The following is a 14241-nucleotide window of genomic DNA, read 5'->3' as shown; positions in this document are numbered from 1 at the left end:
CTGGTCGGTTTCTGATTCCGGCTAAGCAGAGAGTATCCGGAATCAGGACCCGCGCGCAGGGCCGACACCCGCCCGTACGGGATTCAACTAAATGCGGCGCCGGGAACCCGTCCGATCAGCACCGAAGGCGCAGGAGGCGATCTGAACGCACGATGATGCTGGCGGTATGACCGGGCCGGGAATACACATCACGCCTGAGAATGGCGCACAGAGCTTCACCGCAGGTCAAAGGCAGTTACGCATCATCCATTTACGACTCAACAGTCATCGTGTGTGAGTTGAGTTGTAAGTTCAAGATCCATGCTCTACGGTGCGGAACGACCCGGTGACCAGCCGGGCACGAAAACGCGGACCCCGGACGCCGGAAGCGAGGAGAACCCATTGAGACGACGGCGACGGCGCGGCGGCGGTGACGGTCCGCTCATGAACCTGATCAACCTGGCCGGCATTTTCGCGCCCGTGCTCCTCGCCGCGGTCATCCTTGGCCGGCACCTCGGCTGACCCCCGCTCACGCGTCAGCCGCCCTCCACCTTCAACCCGAACGGGGAAAGCCATGCCGAGTCCTGCTGAACTGCGCCAGAGAGCAGCCGAGTTGGAGGACCGCATCCCTCCGGCCGACGCCGGTCCCCGCACGGACAACGAGCGGATGTTCGCGGAGAAGGCCACCGCGCTGCGCGCCGAGGCCGACCGCCTGGAGGCCGAGGAAGTCCCCGGCACCACCGGGACCCTCGCCGAGCGCATCAGCGACGTCATCGCCAACGAGGTTCCCGCCGCCTACGCCGATCTGGCGAGCACGCGGGCCCGGGAGGTCGTCGCGGCGTGGCAGGACGACGCCACACAGACGCTCGACGGCGTCCGGGCATGGTTCGCGCTGTACCGCCCGCAGCTCTCCCGCTCAGCGGCCCAGGCCCTGGACACCCTGCTGAACCAGCATGCTGGCGAGGAACGTTGAGCACGATCTCCTACACGCACTGGGCGTACTTCCCTGACCGGGCCAGCGCCGAGGGATGCGCGAAGGACCTGGCGGACTACGTCACCCGTCTCGACGAGCCGGACCCCGCAGTCACGCCGAAGTGGCGGCTCTTGGCCGCGCGTGATGTCGAGGTAGGTGGCCTCGACGAGCGACACCGCGAGGTGGAGGCGATCGTCACCCGGCACGGAGGCGAGTACGACGGCGGAGAGGCGACGTACGAGTCCGGGCGCCCCGTGACGGACCCGATGATCGTCGACCGCGACGAGAACTGACACGGCCGGGAGACGAGAGCAGCGATGACCACGAAGACCATCCGGCGCGGCAAGGCGGCCGCCACGGACGAGTGGCTGGCCAGGAAGCTCATCGAGGCCGGGTTCGGCGGCGCCGACTGCGACTTCCCCGACTGCACGAACGCCCGCGCACCGCGCCCGCCGGGCAAGTCCGGCTCGCCAACCAAGTTCTGCGTGCAGCACAACAACCGGCGCGACCGTCAGAAGGCCTACCGGGCACGCAAGGACCTGGAGAAGGAGCGCGCCGCCGCACCGGAACCCGTACCGGTCCAGCAGGCCGTAGCCCGGGGCGCCCGCGAGGAGCAGGTCCTCGCCTCCCTGCTGCCCCGGGTACTGACTGCGCTGGAGGCCGTGCACCAGGGGCAGGAGGCCGGCGCCGACACCGCGGCGGTCGCCGCTCACATCGAACAGGTCACCAGCGACGCCACCGAGAAGGTCCGCCAGGCCGAACAGCGGCGCGAGGAGGCCGTGGGCGATGCCGAAGCGGCCCGCGCGGAGGCCTCCCGCAGCGAGCAGGCCGCCGAGCACGCCCGCACCGAGCGGCAGGCAGCCCTGCTGGAGGCGGCCTGCGCGCTGGGCGAAGCTGCCGACGCCGACAGACGCGCCACCGCGGACCGCGCCGCGCTCGACAAGCTCTCCGAGGCGCATCGCGAGCTGCGCGACACCCACCAGCAGCTCAGCGGCGCGCACAACCTGCTGAAGACGCAGCACGAGGAACTGGAGCAGGTCCACACCGCCCTTACCGGCGAGCATCGCCAGCTCCTCGCCGCCCATGGCCGGCTCCAGGGCGAAGCCGAGACGCAGCACCGTCGCCTGGAGGAGTTGTCCGGCCAGCACACCCGTCTTGAGGAGACGCATCGGCGTGCGGCCGCCGACCTCGCCGCCGCCCAAAGCGAGAAGACCGGCCTGGCCGCCCGTCTTGACGAGCTCCAGACCCACCGCGAAGAACTCAAGACCGAGAACGGTCGACTGAACAGCCTGCTGGAGGAGGAACGCGAGCGGCACCGCCGGGAGCTGGCCGCCCTGCAAGCGGAGCTCAACACCGCCCGGAAGGCCCCCGCCCCGGACACGACCGCCGGACACGACGACAACCACACACCCGGTCCGGACCCGGCCGACAGCGACGGGGACGCCGACGCCGCACAGGACGAACCCAGGGCTCCTGTCGCCATCGAGGACCTGGGCGTGCACGGCGGGGCCGGGTGGACGCTGGTGCGCTACGAAGACGATCACAGTCGCTGGCGGGTGCTGCGCGACGGTGAGATCGCGGGCAGCATCCAGCCCGAACACTCCCTGCACGGCACCTCGCTCCTGGGCTGGTCTGCCCGGACGAGCCACGCCATGCCGCTGCGGCCGCCCCACGGCCAGAAGCACTTCGCCAACCGCGAGCAGGCCGCGGGCGCGGTCGTCCGAGACGGGCTGCGCCGCGCCCCAGCCTCCGGCTCGGCGGCCGCAGTGGCTGCCGCCTTCGCCGCACTGACCGAGCCGGACCAGAACGCTCTGGTCGCCGCCGTGATCCCATTGGCCATCGCATCGGAGCGCGCCGGCAAGCTGGCCCGGCTCCCGCAGGCTGTCCGGGAAGCCGCCCTGCGCACCGCGCTACGGGTGCCCGGCGATGACGACCTTGACCAGCTCACTGCCCTCGACGCCGCGGAACTCGGCCGCAGCAAGGAAGCCCGGCAGATGCTCCGCGCGCTTCAGGACCTCGGCCCGGCCAATGCGCAGCAGGAGGAGACCGGCCCGGTGGACCTGGGCACGATCGGCGGTCGCGCGTGGCGGCTAGAGCCCGACCCCAACTACCTGGGCGGTTACCGCGTGCTCGCGGATGGCGTCGAGGTCGGCGCCATCGCCCCCGTTCGGCGCCGCAAGACCGACACCGTCCGGTGGACGGCCGAACACCGGCGGCGCACTCTCGGGCGCGGCCCGGCCCATGCCGGCCGGGACTCCGCCGCCCGGGCCGTGATCGCGGCGGAGGACGCCTGGGTGCCGCTGCCCGAGCTGGACGACGAGGCCTACCTGCGCATCCCGGCCGGACTGCGCTCCAACCTGTACGGCGCGGCCGGACAGGTCGACGTGCGGCGCGGTCGACTCGCCCAGGTCCAGCCGGGCATCTACCGCCAGCAGCTCCACGCCGCGCTGAGCCAGGCCAGGCGCAGTGCCAGCGGCCGGATCCGCGGCCAGCATCTGGCTGTCCTGCTCGACGCCGCCCGCGAAGACCTCGGCGCTCCCGGCAGTGCAGCCGCAGACCGGCTGTACGAAGCGATTCAGGGCATCCGCAGCGCTTTCGTGATGCGGGCGTCCTCAAGCTCATGATGGAAAGCTCGCGCCCGGAAGACCGTGCCGCGGCAGGCAAGGATCGTGAACCGAACAGAGACCACTGCCCACGGCAGTAGCGGAGAAAGGCTAATGACCAATGAATACTCCTGCTGACCTGCGGGACGTCCTGTGAACACTGGACTGGCGACTCTCGGCGTCGCTCTGCTCGTACTCGCTGTGGTCGCGTGGTTGTTCGCCCGTCGAGTGGGTTCTGACGGCGCCTCTGGCGAGATCGCTCTGTTGGCGGGACTCGGCATCCTGTGCGTACTCGTCTCGGGCGGAAGTACGCTGATGTGGCCGTAAGCGGCAAACGGGGTTCATATAGGGCTTCGGGGGCTCACCCTCGTCAAGTCTCCACCACCTACGTCCAACCAGTTCGCACCTCACTCGAGGTCGTAAGCAGGGTGATCTCCTGCTCCAACGAAGAAGGCCGGCCGACGCTCAGATCGGGCCTCCGGCTGTCCTTGCTGTCCGGCCCGTCGGTGGGTGACGGCTGCCCGGATGGCCCCCGGTCTGGGCGCCTTCCCGGCCGCTTGGGCGGCGGTGAATTCGCCGATGAAGGACAGTAACGGGCCTCGCACGGTTCAGTGGCGCCTCCCTCAACGCCATTGGAGCTGTCATGAACCTTGCCGATCTCAACCGTCTGCGTGGAGAAGTCGAGCAACTGCGCGCGGTGGACACTCAGGACATCCCCGGCCCGGAGCGCACGCTCCTGCTTGGCTACACCTGCGACAGGGACACTTGGCATGTGTACGTGCGTGGCGCCTACCTGCACGTCCTGGTGTACGACCACGTCACCCGCGTCGTGGTGCGCTATGAGCGGCACTTCCACTGGCAGGCGGCAGACCTGGTGCCCGACAAGCGGGTCTACCCGGAGAGCACCGACCTGGAGTTCGCCCGGCTTCTGACGTCCCACGGGGTGGATCTTCAGTTCGCCTCGTTCGACCCGGCCCGATTTGACCGCGTCGCGCAGAAGCCGTTCCACGGGGCGATCTACGAATCAGCCACTCGAGACCTTGTCGACGTGGAGGGAGGCTCCCTGTGACCGCTGTGGGTGAACAGCAGGGGACGCCCCCGGAGATGGCCCGTTCCTGGACGCCGCAGGCTCGCTCCGAACGGCTCGATGCCGAACGCCGGGAACGGCAGGAGTTGGCCCATCGGATCGGCCGGACGCTCGCTGCCGAGTTCAACGACCGACAGGTCGAGGGCGGAGGCTGGCGTCACCAGGTCGCTCCCGTGAACTTCGTGAGCGTCCTCCTGATGCACCCCAGCGGGATGAGCTTGTCGCTCACGCATGAGAGCAGTTACCGCAAGGGCGCGGCGGGTAGACGGCTCACGGTGCGCGGCGGCTACCCATCCGAGTACTGCGGATGGAGAGCCGAGCCCGTGACCGTGGGGATCGACACCTCGACCGAAAGCAAGGCCTGTCAGATCATCAGGCGTCTGCTGCCCGGCTACCTGAGCACCTTCGGGGCTGCCCGTGCGATGCAGCGAAGGGTCCAGGAGGAAACACGGAGCCGGCAGAGGCTCAACCGACGCATGCAGGACGTACTGCCAGCGCTGCGTGCCGCCCCGTACGAGCAGCCGCATGCTGTCGACGCCCGCAAGCAGTCGCATTGGTCAGCGGCTCAGCATCGACCAGATGGAACCTCGGCGCCCCGAGCCCACTGCTCCGGCTCCGTACGGCTGGCTGATGACGCATCGTCGGCAGAGGTCCTGAAGCTGACGAACGTGCCAGCAGACCTGCTCCTGGAGATCCTCACCCTGGTCAACGCGCAACCGGTCCTCGAAGGCCGCGTGATGCCCCGAATGATCTCTCCCCAGCGCCCCGAGCTGCCCGCCGCGCCCACGGTCATCCACGTCTGAACCCAAAGGCGGGGCGAGTCACGGGCCGCCCACGCCTCCAACCGCGCCCACCCGGCCGGGGAGGCGGCTCGCACCCTCTGCGAGCGCACCGGTCGGTCCGCTCCCGTGCTGTCCGCCAGCACCGCCTCGCGGTTCTCCGTGGTCATTGGCGTACAGAAATGGCCGACTCCCTGCGAAACACCTCGGGCCGGCCGCGGTCTGCCCCCGGGCGCAGCGAAGGGAGATTCGCCACGACTGCGAGCCGGGCGCGGACTCGACAAGCATCGGCTCCACTTCGCCGCCCTAGCACTGAGCGGCGCGACGTCGGCGGCCGCCAATCGGCGGCCTCGCCCCGTCGGAACTCACCTCGACTCCCAGACGAAGGAGCGCGCGTATGACGGAAGAACTCGAAAGGATGCTCGACGGTTTCTCGGTCGGCGACCACGTGACGGCCACGGGTGCTGACACTCGCGGTCATCAGGTCACTCGCACGGGCTACCTCCTCGCCGAACCGCAGCTCGTTGACGCCCGGCGCAACGGCTTCCCGGCCAAGGGTCTTCGCCTGTTCATCGGCGCGAAGGGCACCGACGCGAGCGAGCGCACCACCTGGACCACGCTTTTCTCCGACGCAGGCGTGATCGCGCAGACCCCGGAGCCGGAGGCCGGCAAGTGGTCCATGACCGAGCTCCGCTTCGTTCCGGGCGTGAAGGCCAGCAGCCACACGACCCGCATCTTGTTCGGTGGCAAGGGCGGCGCCCGCTCGACCGGACCGACCCAGGCCACGCCGGTCACCGTCACGTACACCGATGACGGCATCTACGCTCTGTGGGACCCGGCCTCCGATACGACGCATGCGACCATCAGGCTCTCGGCCAAGATCTGGTGGGCGCACCTTCCTCCGGAAGCCGCCGTCGATCCCGCGAGCGCGGAGTAGCGGCGGCCGGCGAAGACCTGGAAGCCCATCGATAGCAGCGACGCCCCCACCGTGGAGATCCACGGTGGGGGCGTCCGTGTCGAGTTGGTGAGGCACCGCCTTGCGGCGGCAGGTCAGCGCCTACGCCTGGGGGCGTGCCCTACCGGGTGATCACCATCGTGTCGGCGACCTTGTCGTGCAGGCACTGCTGGTACGGCTTGTCCCAGCAGCACCAGAGCGGGTTGAGAAGGCCGAGGACCGGAATCACCGCGGCGACGAAGAAGAAGGTCTCCCGTCCCATCGCCCGCCAGAAGCCGAGCGGCAGGGCTGACTGGCTCCGCACGATGCGGATCTTGCAGATCCTCTTCCCGATGGTGGAACCGAACCGGCAGACGCTGAAGGGGAAGTACAGGACGTAGGTGGTGAGCAGCCAGGCCACCAGCACTGTCTGTCCGGCGGCGCCGGCGCCGGAATCGATCCAGATCATCAGCGGGATCGCCGTCACGAAGTAGGCGACGTACCAGATCACGAGGTCCAGAAGCCGGGCGCCGAGCCGGGCTCCGATGTTGGCGAGCAGCGGGCCTGCTGGCAGCCCGCCATGCACCGGCCCGACATGTGGGTGGCCCGGGGCGTAGGACGCGTACGCGGCCGGGGCGTGGCTGGGTGAGCCGTACTCGCTGCCAGCGGCGGGGGTGGGGCCGGAAGGGCCGTAGGGCTGTGTCGTCATGAAGGTTTCCTGGACCGTCGGTGGTTGGGACGCTGGAAAGCTAGGCCCCGATCCGGACATCTCCCTTGGCCCGCCCTCTACCCCGGCGCACAGTGGCCGGCGTCGTCGCGCGTACGGCTCGGGGGATGGGCCTGAGTCGTACGCCCTCGAGGGGCTGTGTGTTCTGTCGGCGGATACCTCACCGGTGGCGCGCCGCCGAGTTTGATCCGCTCGGGCATGACGCTCGGCGTATGCCCTCTACTGCTGTCCGACTGGGCACCCGCCGGTCTCGGGCATCACGGCCGCCGGTTCTCGCCCGTACGAGACTCTGGCCCCCGGATCCCGTTCAGTCTGCCTCCTAGCCGGAATCCGAAGTTCTAGGAGAGCAGCATGACGACCACACTGGAGCGCCTGGCCACTGAGCCGAAGCACGAGACAGTCATCCTCCTGCCCAACGTGTGGTCCGATCTCCAGCGTTGCGTCCTTGCACTGTGCCCGTGCGGCAGCGCAGCCAGAGTGGACGGCCGCGATGGCATCCTGGGCGCTCACGAGCCGAAGGCCGAGTGGACCTTGGACGGTAAGCGTCGTGCTGTCATCCGGGATGCGTACGGCACCGGCTTCACCTGCCGGTACAGCGGGCGGGCCGTCACCCTGGCCGCCGCCCTGGCACGTGACAACGTGCTGACCCCGGCCGAGCGCGAGGTCCGTGACAGGACGCAGCGGCTCCTCGAAGCCGGGGTCGCGTTCGCCCCGCCCCGCGGATACGCCCTGCCGAAGGCAGCGGCCAACCTGCTCTCCCATGCCGAGGACCACGGCTGGGCTGCCGCACAGGCCTGGACCCCGTACGAGGACGGGTTCACCCTGAACGTCCGCGTGAGCCGTGCGGTGGACGACGGGCTGGGGTGGCAGTTCGACCTGTCGTGGTTCTGCGCACCTGGAGTCGCGCGGCGGACTCGGTTCGGGCTGAGCCGGTCGCCGGATCGCAGGGGTCTCTACGACACCCCGTCGGTGAAGGCGATCCTCGGTGTCATCACTGCCCATTCCTTGCGCCAGAAGGCATGACGCGCTGCGGCGCCGACTGGTCACGCTGTCCGCGCGTGAACGCGCATCTGCACGGGGAGGGCCGCACTCGTTCGGCGGGCGCTCGTGCGCAGGTGCGCCGACTGGCCCGTTAGCGGGTGAGCCCGCTGGACGGGTTCCGGTCGTGAGGCGACGGGGACTGCCAGGTCTGGGCCGCGGGTTGTCGAGCGGTCGGAAGGTGGCCGGCGGGCTCCGCGTAAGAGGTCTGGCCTGGAGCATTCGCCCGCTGCGTCGCCCCGGCCGGGGGTGCTTGCGTCCGGGCGGTCGAGCTGACGGGTTCAGCGAGTTCGGGCTCGGCCGAAGAGCAGCCGGTCGGTGGCTAGCGTGGCATCCAGGCAGGGGTCGATCCGCGCGGCGTCGACGGTCTGCGGCAGCGGATCCAGTCCCAGAAGCAGGACCGCCTCTGCGTTGCGTGCGACCAGTTCGGTCCAGGGTCGGCGGGTGGGCAGCCTGAGTCGGCGGGAGACCCCGGGCACGTGCAGCAGCACCTGGTCGCCGACGATCTGCAAACAGCGCTCCAGCTCCGGAACGACTTCCCGGGCACCGGCCATGCCTCCCAGGCTGGCGGACAGCCGCCGCATCCCGGCCTCGGCCGTCTCGGCGGTGCCCGAGCTGGTCAGGGCGGGAGCGCAGGTGATCAGGATGTGCGCGGCCTCATGCCCGTCCGGGCGGGTGTCGGCCCAGGTCCAGGCGGCAAGGGACACCAGCAGCCGCAGATCAGGGGTGGGCGGCGTAAGCAGGACTGTCATGCTGTCGTGCCTCCTGCGGCCTTGAAGCAGCACCAGACGATCTTTCCGGACGGGGTGCGGTCCTGAACTCCCCAGCCGTCGGCGAGCGCGGCCACGAGGATCAGGCCGCGTCCGGAGGTGTCGGTGTCGGCGGCCTGCCGGGCCTTGGGGTGCCGACGGCGGCTGTCGTGCACTTCCATGCGCACGGTTTCCTCCTGGGCGTCGAGCTTGACCAGGAAGCCGTGTCCGGGAACGGTGCCGTGGACCACGGCGTTGGTGGCGAGTTCGGAGACGCAGAGCCGGATGTCTTCGACACGGTCCGGCAGGCCCCAGTCGGCCAGGGCCTGGGAGGTGAAGGATCTTGCCTGGCTGATCGACTCGGGGCAGGCCTCGAAGAACTGTTGGGTCGTCAGGGCCATCGTGGTCCTCGTGACTCGGCGTCCAGGACGCGGGTGGTGCCGGGGTGGCGGTGGCGGACGGGGCCGGTGCGGTCGGCGGCGTGGTGCATGGTCCGGGGCTTTCGGACCAGCAGCAGCCGTGAGCCGGCCGCCTCGATCCGCCGCCTGCGTTCGGCGGCTATGGCCTTCGGTCCCAGGTGCGACATGGCCGGGGCGATCACGCCGTAGACGTCCGGCAGCGCGAGGACGTCCAGCAGCCCGGTGAACGCCGCCGACGCGGCGCCCGCCGCCGTGTCCCGGTCGGTGAAGACGCCCGACAGCTGCAGTTCGTGGCTGCGGCAGTACTCGGCGAGCGAGCCGACCAGCGCCTCCTGCCTCGCCGGGGAGACCCGCACCAGCCGCAGAAGGCCGTACACGACCGGGCCGTTGACCTGGCGCTGCTCGGTGAGGGGTTCCATGCTGGGGACCATCCAGAAGGCTCGACAGAGAAGTGACGCTCCGAGCGTGGCCGCTGCCCAACGCGTCGCCAACCACCCAGCGTTCTACTTCCGTTCCACTTCCGTCCCGCCGGCTGCACGGACCGTGCTTCGATGACGGGTGGAAGGGAGTGACGACGCGTGGCGACGGTGCACCACTGGACCGGCCTGGAGGCCAAGGCCCTGCGGGGCGCTCTGCGCCTGAGCGTGCGGGCCTTCGCCCAGCAGCTGGGCCTGGCCGTTGCGACCGTGTCCAAGTGGGAGAGCAAGCTCGCCGACACCGCGCCCCGTCCCGACACCCAGGCCATCTTGGACACCGCCCTCAGCCGCGCGGACGCCGCCGTCCACCTGCGCTTCGAGACGATGCTGTCCGAGATGACCAGCGCCGGGGCGAGCGCTGGCCGGCCTCGCGTCACCGCCTGCGGTCCCAGAGCCTGGGAGTACGAGAGCTGGGCCGACGACCTCGACCGCGTCGTGGTCGCCCTGTCCCGGCAGAACTTCACCTTCGCCGACAGCCTCCTGAACCGGTGGCTCACCCGGTTCCAGGCGTCCGAGCTGGACGAGAAGGGCCTGTACCTCTTCGCCCGGTCCACCGCTCTGCTCGGCGACCTCAAACGCGACCAGGGCGCCGTCCTCGGCCCGCTCTCCGCCCGCCGCTCCTACGCCGACGCCCGCGCCATCTTCACCCAGCTCGACATCCCCCGCCGCGTCGCCCAGCTCGACCTCTCCCTCGCGGTCGTCACCGAGATGTCCGGCAAGCTGGAGCTCGCCGCCCGCCACTACGAAACCCTCGCCGTCGACGACCGGCTCTCCCGCCGCGACCGCGCCCGCGCGAGGCTGTGGGTGGGCACCTCACTGAGCAAGGACGGCCAGCACGACTACGCGACCCGCGTCATGCAGGCCGCCACCCGCGACTTCGAAGACCTCACCGAACCCGACGACTGGTCGGTCGCCCACCAGAAACTCGCCCTGGCCCGCCGCGGCGCCGGCGACCTCACCCAGGCCCTGCACTTCATCGACATCGCCCGCAGCAGCGGCACCACCGAGTCACCGATGCAACGCGTGCGACTGGACACCGCCCAGGGCCACATCCTGCTCTCCGATCCGGCGACCCGGGATGATGGACACCTCGTCCTCGACCAGGCAGCCAGGCAGGCCGCGCAGTACGGACTCGTGCACCAGCTGCGCAGCATCGAGGGCATCAGGGCCATGAGCGAGGGGCCGACCGGCCCCCGGCAACGGTGACCAGGGAGAACACACGCGTGAGCAACGACCAGCAGGCCATCACTGAGAACCAGTGGCGCCGGGCCAAGCTGATCTGGGACTACCACCAGATGCACCACGAGCTGCGGCCCGCCGACGCGGCGATCGGACTGGGCAGCCACGACCTCGGCGTCGCCACGCACTCCGCCGAGCTGTACCGCGCCGGTCTCTTCCCCACCCTGGTGTTCACCGGTGGCAACAGCCCCACCACCGCCAAGGTCTTCCCCCGGGGTGAGGCTGTCCACTTCCGCGAGCACGCCATCGAGCTCGGCGTCCCCGCCGAGGCGATCCTGCTCGAGCCGAACGCGGCGAACACCGGGCAGAACATCACCCTCTCCCGCGAGGTCCTCGCCGCCGCCGGCATCCACCCCGCGACGGTGCTGCTGGTCTCCAAGCCCTACATGGAACGGCGGTCGTTCGCGACCGCCCGCAAGCTGTGGCCCGACGTCGACATCCGGTGCGCGTCGGAGCCGCTGGAGTTCGACGACTACCTGAAGTCCATCGGCGACGAGAAGCTCGTGCTGGACATGCTCGTCGGCGACCTCCAGCGGGTCGTCGAGTATCCGAAGCTCGGTTTCGCCATCGCCCAGGAGGTCCCGGAGGACGTGCATGCCGCGTACGAGTCCCTCATCCGCGACGGTTTCACCAGCCGCCTCATCTCGTGAGCTGCCCGCGCTGGGCGGGGTGTGCGCGATCCATCAGCCGAACCTCTTTCCCCGGCTGAGCACGCTGGCCAAGCTATTCGCGGCGGATACCTGGATCGTCCTGGATTTAACCGACCTGCCGATTCCGTGTGTGTGATGTTGACGAGGCCGTGCCTGAGGACGTCCCGTCCGCGTTAACCGCCCCGGACGTTGATGTACGGGACGTTGGGAAGAGGCATGCCGATCAGCTTGGTCCTGGGGCAGCTGCGCGTACAGATGAACGGGGTGCCGGTGACGGCCGCGATGGCCCGCGCCCGCGACGCAGTGTTCTCCCGCCAGTACACCGACCTGTGGGGGCCTCTGCGATGGCATGACGAGGCGCTGCTGCCGATCGGGGAGCGCTTCGAGAAGCAGCCCCAGCCAGGCGCTCACGACTGGGCCAGCGTGCTCTACACCGCATGGCAGATGATGCAGCAGCGCACAGGGGTGACCCAACTCGTCGACATCAAGCGTCACAACGTGCTGCCGCCCTCGGCGCGGAAGAAGGCGAAGGCGAAGGCGCGGCAGTCAGGCCTGGGACCGGCCGTCGGTGACGGCGTCGTGCACGTCGTCGACCTCACCCGCGCCCATCGACCGGCGAAGGCCGAAGCTGACCGGGACGCGGCGGCCTCCGACGGTCGACGGAAGGTGGAGTGGAAGTACCGCTGGAAGGTGCCGCCGCACCGGCGCATGACGTGCATGAATCCGCGTCTGCACCATGACATGCAGGACACCGAGCTCAAGCACCACGAACACCGAGAGGACCTGTTCCCAGAGGTGACGAAAGGACCGGAGGGCAAACCTCTTCGTACCGAAGGCGGTACGACCTACACCTACGAGGTTTCCCAGTAACACCCATCCGGCGTCGCACGCCGAGCGCGACAGAACAGAGCTCGGCTGGCACCGCTGCAACGGTTAGGCCGATCACCCCGCGAGAAGCGGCCGCCCTGATACAGGGGCGGCCGCTTCGTCGTGGGACGCGTCATGGGCGCCGACTCGGACCTGTCCGACATGAAGGGAACGGTGGCCCCCTTCAAGGTCTCAGTGCTCGGCGGGTGGTGGCCGCCATCACGACGGCCATGAGCACGGGGAGGTAGAGGGCAGTCGGCAGGGAGGTCCAGGAGGCGAGCGCGCCGATCAAGGCCGGCCCCGCGAGGAGCCCGAGATACCCGGTGGCCGCGACCGTGCCGACGGCGCGAGGCCCTCCGCGGCCGGCGGCGGAAATCAAGGAGGGGACAGCGGTGGCCAGCCCCAGTCCCACTGCGGCCCATCCCGCCATGGCGATCGGAATCGAGTTGGAGGCCACCCCGATGGCCAGGCCTACGGCTCCAAGCCCGGCACCGGTTCTGACCACGGTGACGTGCCCGTAACGGGCCAGCATCCTGTCCCCGCACAGCCGCCCAACCGCCATCGCGGCGCTGTAGACCGCGAATGCGGCGGCCGCGAGGGTTTCCGATCCGCCCAGGTCCTTGATGTGTACGGCGGACCAGTCGACGGCGGCGCCTTCACAGAGCAAGCAGGCCGCCGCGAGGGCACCCAGAAGCCACAGGCTGCGCCGGGGAAGCGCAGCTTCGTCCTCATCGCCGGGTGACGCGCCGGCGGGGGCGTCAAGGTGACCCGCAGTCCGGACCGTGTGGCCGGAGGTGGCGGCCGCCAGGGATACCAGGACGCCAACAGCAGCGAACAACAGGTCGTGCGGCAGCCATGCGGTCACCGCTGTCAACGCGGCTCCGAGGAGCGCACCGGCGCTGTAGGCACAGTGAAACCCGGACATGATCGGACGCTCGTAAGCCCGTTCGCACGTGACTGCAGAGGTGTTGGCTCCGACATCGAGCAGTCCGTGGAAGGCCCCGAACACCGCGGCGGCGAGCGACAGCGTGAGGAGCGAGCGCCCCTGTCCCAAGAGGACCAGGGAGAAGCCGAAGCCAACGGCGGGAAGGACCAGCAGGCGGGATGATCCGAACCGGTGGGCGATGCGGCCGCCGATCAGGAGGCCTCCCACCATCCCGGCAGCGGCCGAGAGAAGAACCACGGCTAGGCCGCCGGACTGGAGATCAGCAGCGGCGCGAACGGCAGGCATTCGGGCGCCCCATACGGCCATGACCACGCCCAGAGTGGCGAAGTATCCGATTAGGAGCAGCCGAGAACGCTTCATCGAAGGGGCCACGCGGGCCGTGGAGGTCGCGGCGGTCGTCACCTGCGGCCTCCATGCTCTCGGCCGTGCGGCCGCGCTCCGTCAGCGGCGCGCGGCGGGTCCGGGTCTGGTGCGAGTACGGCCGCTCGAGCTGGTGCTGACGGCTGGGCATGCCGGCAGTGTCCGCGAGCGGGACCGCTGGCACGGGGATCGGGGGCTGGAGAGCTTGGTGCGGGGTGGATTGGCTGTCGCATGACGGGATGGTGGGCCGTGAACCGGACACCCTCGTCGAGCACTTCCTTCGCCGGCCACGCAGTCCTCACCGCCGGGCCTCCACCCGTGGGTGTTGGCCGGTCTCGCGGTGGTTGGGACACCAGCGGGAGAACCGTTCAGACTGGCTGCGCTGCTCCGGCCATCGGATGCGGCGTGGGCCGAG

General features: G+C 69.8%; 16 protein-coding genes. 11 read left to right on the top strand and 5 right to left on the bottom strand.

Translation table 11 applies throughout. The features are described from left to right. The first annotated feature begins 300 nt into the window (after positions 1 to 300). The 7 genes from ACIP93_RS31645 to ACIP93_RS31615 all read left to right on the top strand — a co-directional run bounded on the left by ACIP93_RS31645 (position 301) and on the right by ACIP93_RS31615 (position 6358). Complete coding sequence (locus ACIP93_RS31645) at positions 301 to 501, top strand: hypothetical protein (RefSeq protein ID WP_401764426.1); 201 nt, start codon at positions 301 to 303, stop codon at positions 499 to 501. A gap of 52 nt (positions 502 to 553) precedes the next feature. After that, entirely contained in the window at positions 554 to 952 is a 399-nt protein-coding gene (locus ACIP93_RS31640; protein WP_325746284.1) for a hypothetical protein, read from the top strand. Continuing rightward, positions 949 to 1245 (top strand): ribonuclease E inhibitor RraB, encoded by a 297-nt coding sequence (locus tag ACIP93_RS31635; protein WP_401764423.1) that lies wholly within the window; start codon positions 949 to 951, stop codon positions 1243 to 1245. The genes ACIP93_RS31640 and ACIP93_RS31635 overlap by 4 nt, the downstream gene beginning before the upstream one ends. A gap of 24 nt (positions 1246 to 1269) precedes the next feature. Next, on the top strand, positions 1270 to 3576 hold the full coding sequence (locus ACIP93_RS31630) for a hypothetical protein (protein WP_401764421.1): 2307 nt from the start codon (positions 1270 to 1272) through the stop codon (positions 3574 to 3576). A 622-nt stretch (positions 3577 to 4198) separates the two neighbouring features. After that, entirely contained in the window at positions 4199 to 4624 is a 426-nt protein-coding gene (locus tag ACIP93_RS31625) for a hypothetical protein (protein WP_401764418.1), read from the top strand. Further along, on the top strand, positions 4621 to 5445 hold the full coding sequence (locus ACIP93_RS31620) for a hypothetical protein (RefSeq protein ID WP_401764415.1): 825 nt from the start codon (positions 4621 to 4623) through the stop codon (positions 5443 to 5445). Before ACIP93_RS31625 ends, ACIP93_RS31620 begins: the two co-directional genes overlap by 4 nt. A gap of 373 nt (positions 5446 to 5818) precedes the next feature. Then, complete coding sequence (locus tag ACIP93_RS31615; RefSeq protein WP_401764412.1) at positions 5819 to 6358, top strand: hypothetical protein; 540 nt, start codon at positions 5819 to 5821, stop codon at positions 6356 to 6358. A gap of 139 nt (positions 6359 to 6497) precedes the next feature. On the opposite strand, the gene ACIP93_RS31610 is transcribed toward ACIP93_RS31615, so the two are convergent. Then, positions 6498 to 7064 carry an RDD family protein gene (locus ACIP93_RS31610; RefSeq protein ID WP_401764410.1) on the bottom strand — a complete coding sequence of 189 codons (567 nt, stop codon included), beginning with the start codon at positions 7062 to 7064 and terminating at the stop codon, positions 6498 to 6500. Between the two features lie 369 nt (positions 7065 to 7433). Here ACIP93_RS31610 and ACIP93_RS31605 point away from each other — a divergent pair, with 369 nt between their 5' ends. After that, entirely contained in the window at positions 7434 to 8105 is a 672-nt protein-coding gene (locus tag ACIP93_RS31605; protein ID WP_401764407.1) for a hypothetical protein, read from the top strand. A 296-nt stretch (positions 8106 to 8401) separates the two neighbouring features. Here ACIP93_RS31605 and ACIP93_RS31600 read toward each other — a convergent pair whose 3' ends face one another. The 3 genes from ACIP93_RS31600 to ACIP93_RS31590 are packed head-to-tail and all read right to left on the bottom strand — an operon-like array spanning position 8402 to position 9707. Then, entirely contained in the window at positions 8402 to 8872 is a 471-nt protein-coding gene (locus tag ACIP93_RS31600; protein WP_401764405.1) for a hypothetical protein, read from the bottom strand. Further along, a complete protein-coding gene (locus ACIP93_RS31595; RefSeq protein ID WP_401764402.1) occupies positions 8869 to 9270 on the bottom strand; it encodes an ATP-binding protein in 402 nt (133 codons plus the stop codon). Before ACIP93_RS31595 ends, ACIP93_RS31600 begins: the two co-directional genes overlap by 4 nt. Beyond that, positions 9261 to 9707: a hypothetical protein gene (locus ACIP93_RS31590; RefSeq protein WP_401764399.1), complete on the bottom strand. Its 447-nt coding sequence runs from the start codon at positions 9705 to 9707 to the stop codon at positions 9261 to 9263. The genes ACIP93_RS31595 and ACIP93_RS31590 overlap by 10 nt, the downstream gene beginning before the upstream one ends. A 159-nt stretch (positions 9708 to 9866) precedes the next feature. On the opposite strand from ACIP93_RS31590, the gene ACIP93_RS31585 reads away from it, so the two are divergent. From ACIP93_RS31585 to ACIP93_RS31575, 3 genes are all read left to right on the top strand, one after another. Next, entirely contained in the window at positions 9867 to 10970 is a 1104-nt protein-coding gene (locus ACIP93_RS31585; protein ID WP_401764396.1) for a helix-turn-helix domain-containing protein, read from the top strand. Between the two features lie 17 nt (positions 10971 to 10987). Next, positions 10988 to 11653, top strand: coding sequence for a YdcF family protein (locus tag ACIP93_RS31580; protein WP_401764393.1), 666 nt, complete (start codon positions 10988 to 10990; stop codon positions 11651 to 11653). A gap of 216 nt (positions 11654 to 11869) precedes the next feature. Then, positions 11870 to 12523 (top strand): hypothetical protein, encoded by a 654-nt coding sequence (locus tag ACIP93_RS31575; protein WP_401764390.1) that lies wholly within the window; start codon positions 11870 to 11872, stop codon positions 12521 to 12523. A 181-nt stretch (positions 12524 to 12704) separates the two neighbouring features. Here ACIP93_RS31575 and ACIP93_RS31570 read toward each other — a convergent pair whose 3' ends face one another. Beyond that, positions 12705 to 13868, bottom strand: a complete 1164-nt coding sequence (locus ACIP93_RS31570) for an MFS transporter (RefSeq protein WP_401764387.1) — start codon at positions 13866 to 13868, stop codon at positions 12705 to 12707. Positions 13869 to 14241 lie beyond the last annotated feature (373 nt).

It is taken from the genome of Streptomyces sp. NPDC088745, assembly GCF_044751045.1.
In the GTDB taxonomy this organism is placed as follows: Bacteria; Actinomycetota; Actinomycetes; order Streptomycetales; family Streptomycetaceae; genus Streptomyces; species Streptomyces cremeus.
Note: the sequence above shows the minus strand (reverse complement) of the source record. Positions and strands in the feature narration are given on the sequence as shown.

Excerpts from the sequence above, each read along its gene's own strand:
- ACIP93_RS31645 (WP_401764426.1), top strand. The coding sequence starts at position 301 with ATGCTCTACGGTGCGGAACGACCCGGTGACCAGCCGGGCACGAAAACG.
- ACIP93_RS31640 (WP_325746284.1), top strand. The coding sequence starts at position 554 with ATGCCGAGTCCTGCTGAACTGCGCCAGAGAGCAGCCGAGTTGGAGGAC.
- ACIP93_RS31630 (WP_401764421.1), top strand. The coding sequence starts at position 1,270 with ATGACCACGAAGACCATCCGGCGCGGCAAGGCGGCCGCCACGGACGAG.
- ACIP93_RS31625 (WP_401764418.1), top strand. The coding sequence starts at position 4,199 with ATGAACCTTGCCGATCTCAACCGTCTGCGTGGAGAAGTCGAGCAACTG.
- ACIP93_RS31615 (WP_401764412.1), top strand. The coding sequence starts at position 5,819 with ATGACGGAAGAACTCGAAAGGATGCTCGACGGTTTCTCGGTCGGCGAC.
- ACIP93_RS31610 (WP_401764410.1), bottom strand. The coding sequence starts at position 7,064 with ATGACGACACAGCCCTACGGCCCTTCCGGCCCCACCCCCGCCGCTGGC.
- ACIP93_RS31605 (WP_401764407.1), top strand. The coding sequence starts at position 7,434 with ATGACGACCACACTGGAGCGCCTGGCCACTGAGCCGAAGCACGAGACA.
- ACIP93_RS31600 (WP_401764405.1), bottom strand. The coding sequence starts at position 8,872 with ATGACAGTCCTGCTTACGCCGCCCACCCCTGATCTGCGGCTGCTGGTG.
- ACIP93_RS31595 (WP_401764402.1), bottom strand. The coding sequence starts at position 9,270 with ATGGCCCTGACGACCCAACAGTTCTTCGAGGCCTGCCCCGAGTCGATC.
- ACIP93_RS31590 (WP_401764399.1), bottom strand. The coding sequence starts at position 9,707 with ATGGAACCCCTCACCGAGCAGCGCCAGGTCAACGGCCCGGTCGTGTAC.
- ACIP93_RS31575 (WP_401764390.1), top strand. The coding sequence starts at position 11,870 with ATGCCGATCAGCTTGGTCCTGGGGCAGCTGCGCGTACAGATGAACGGG.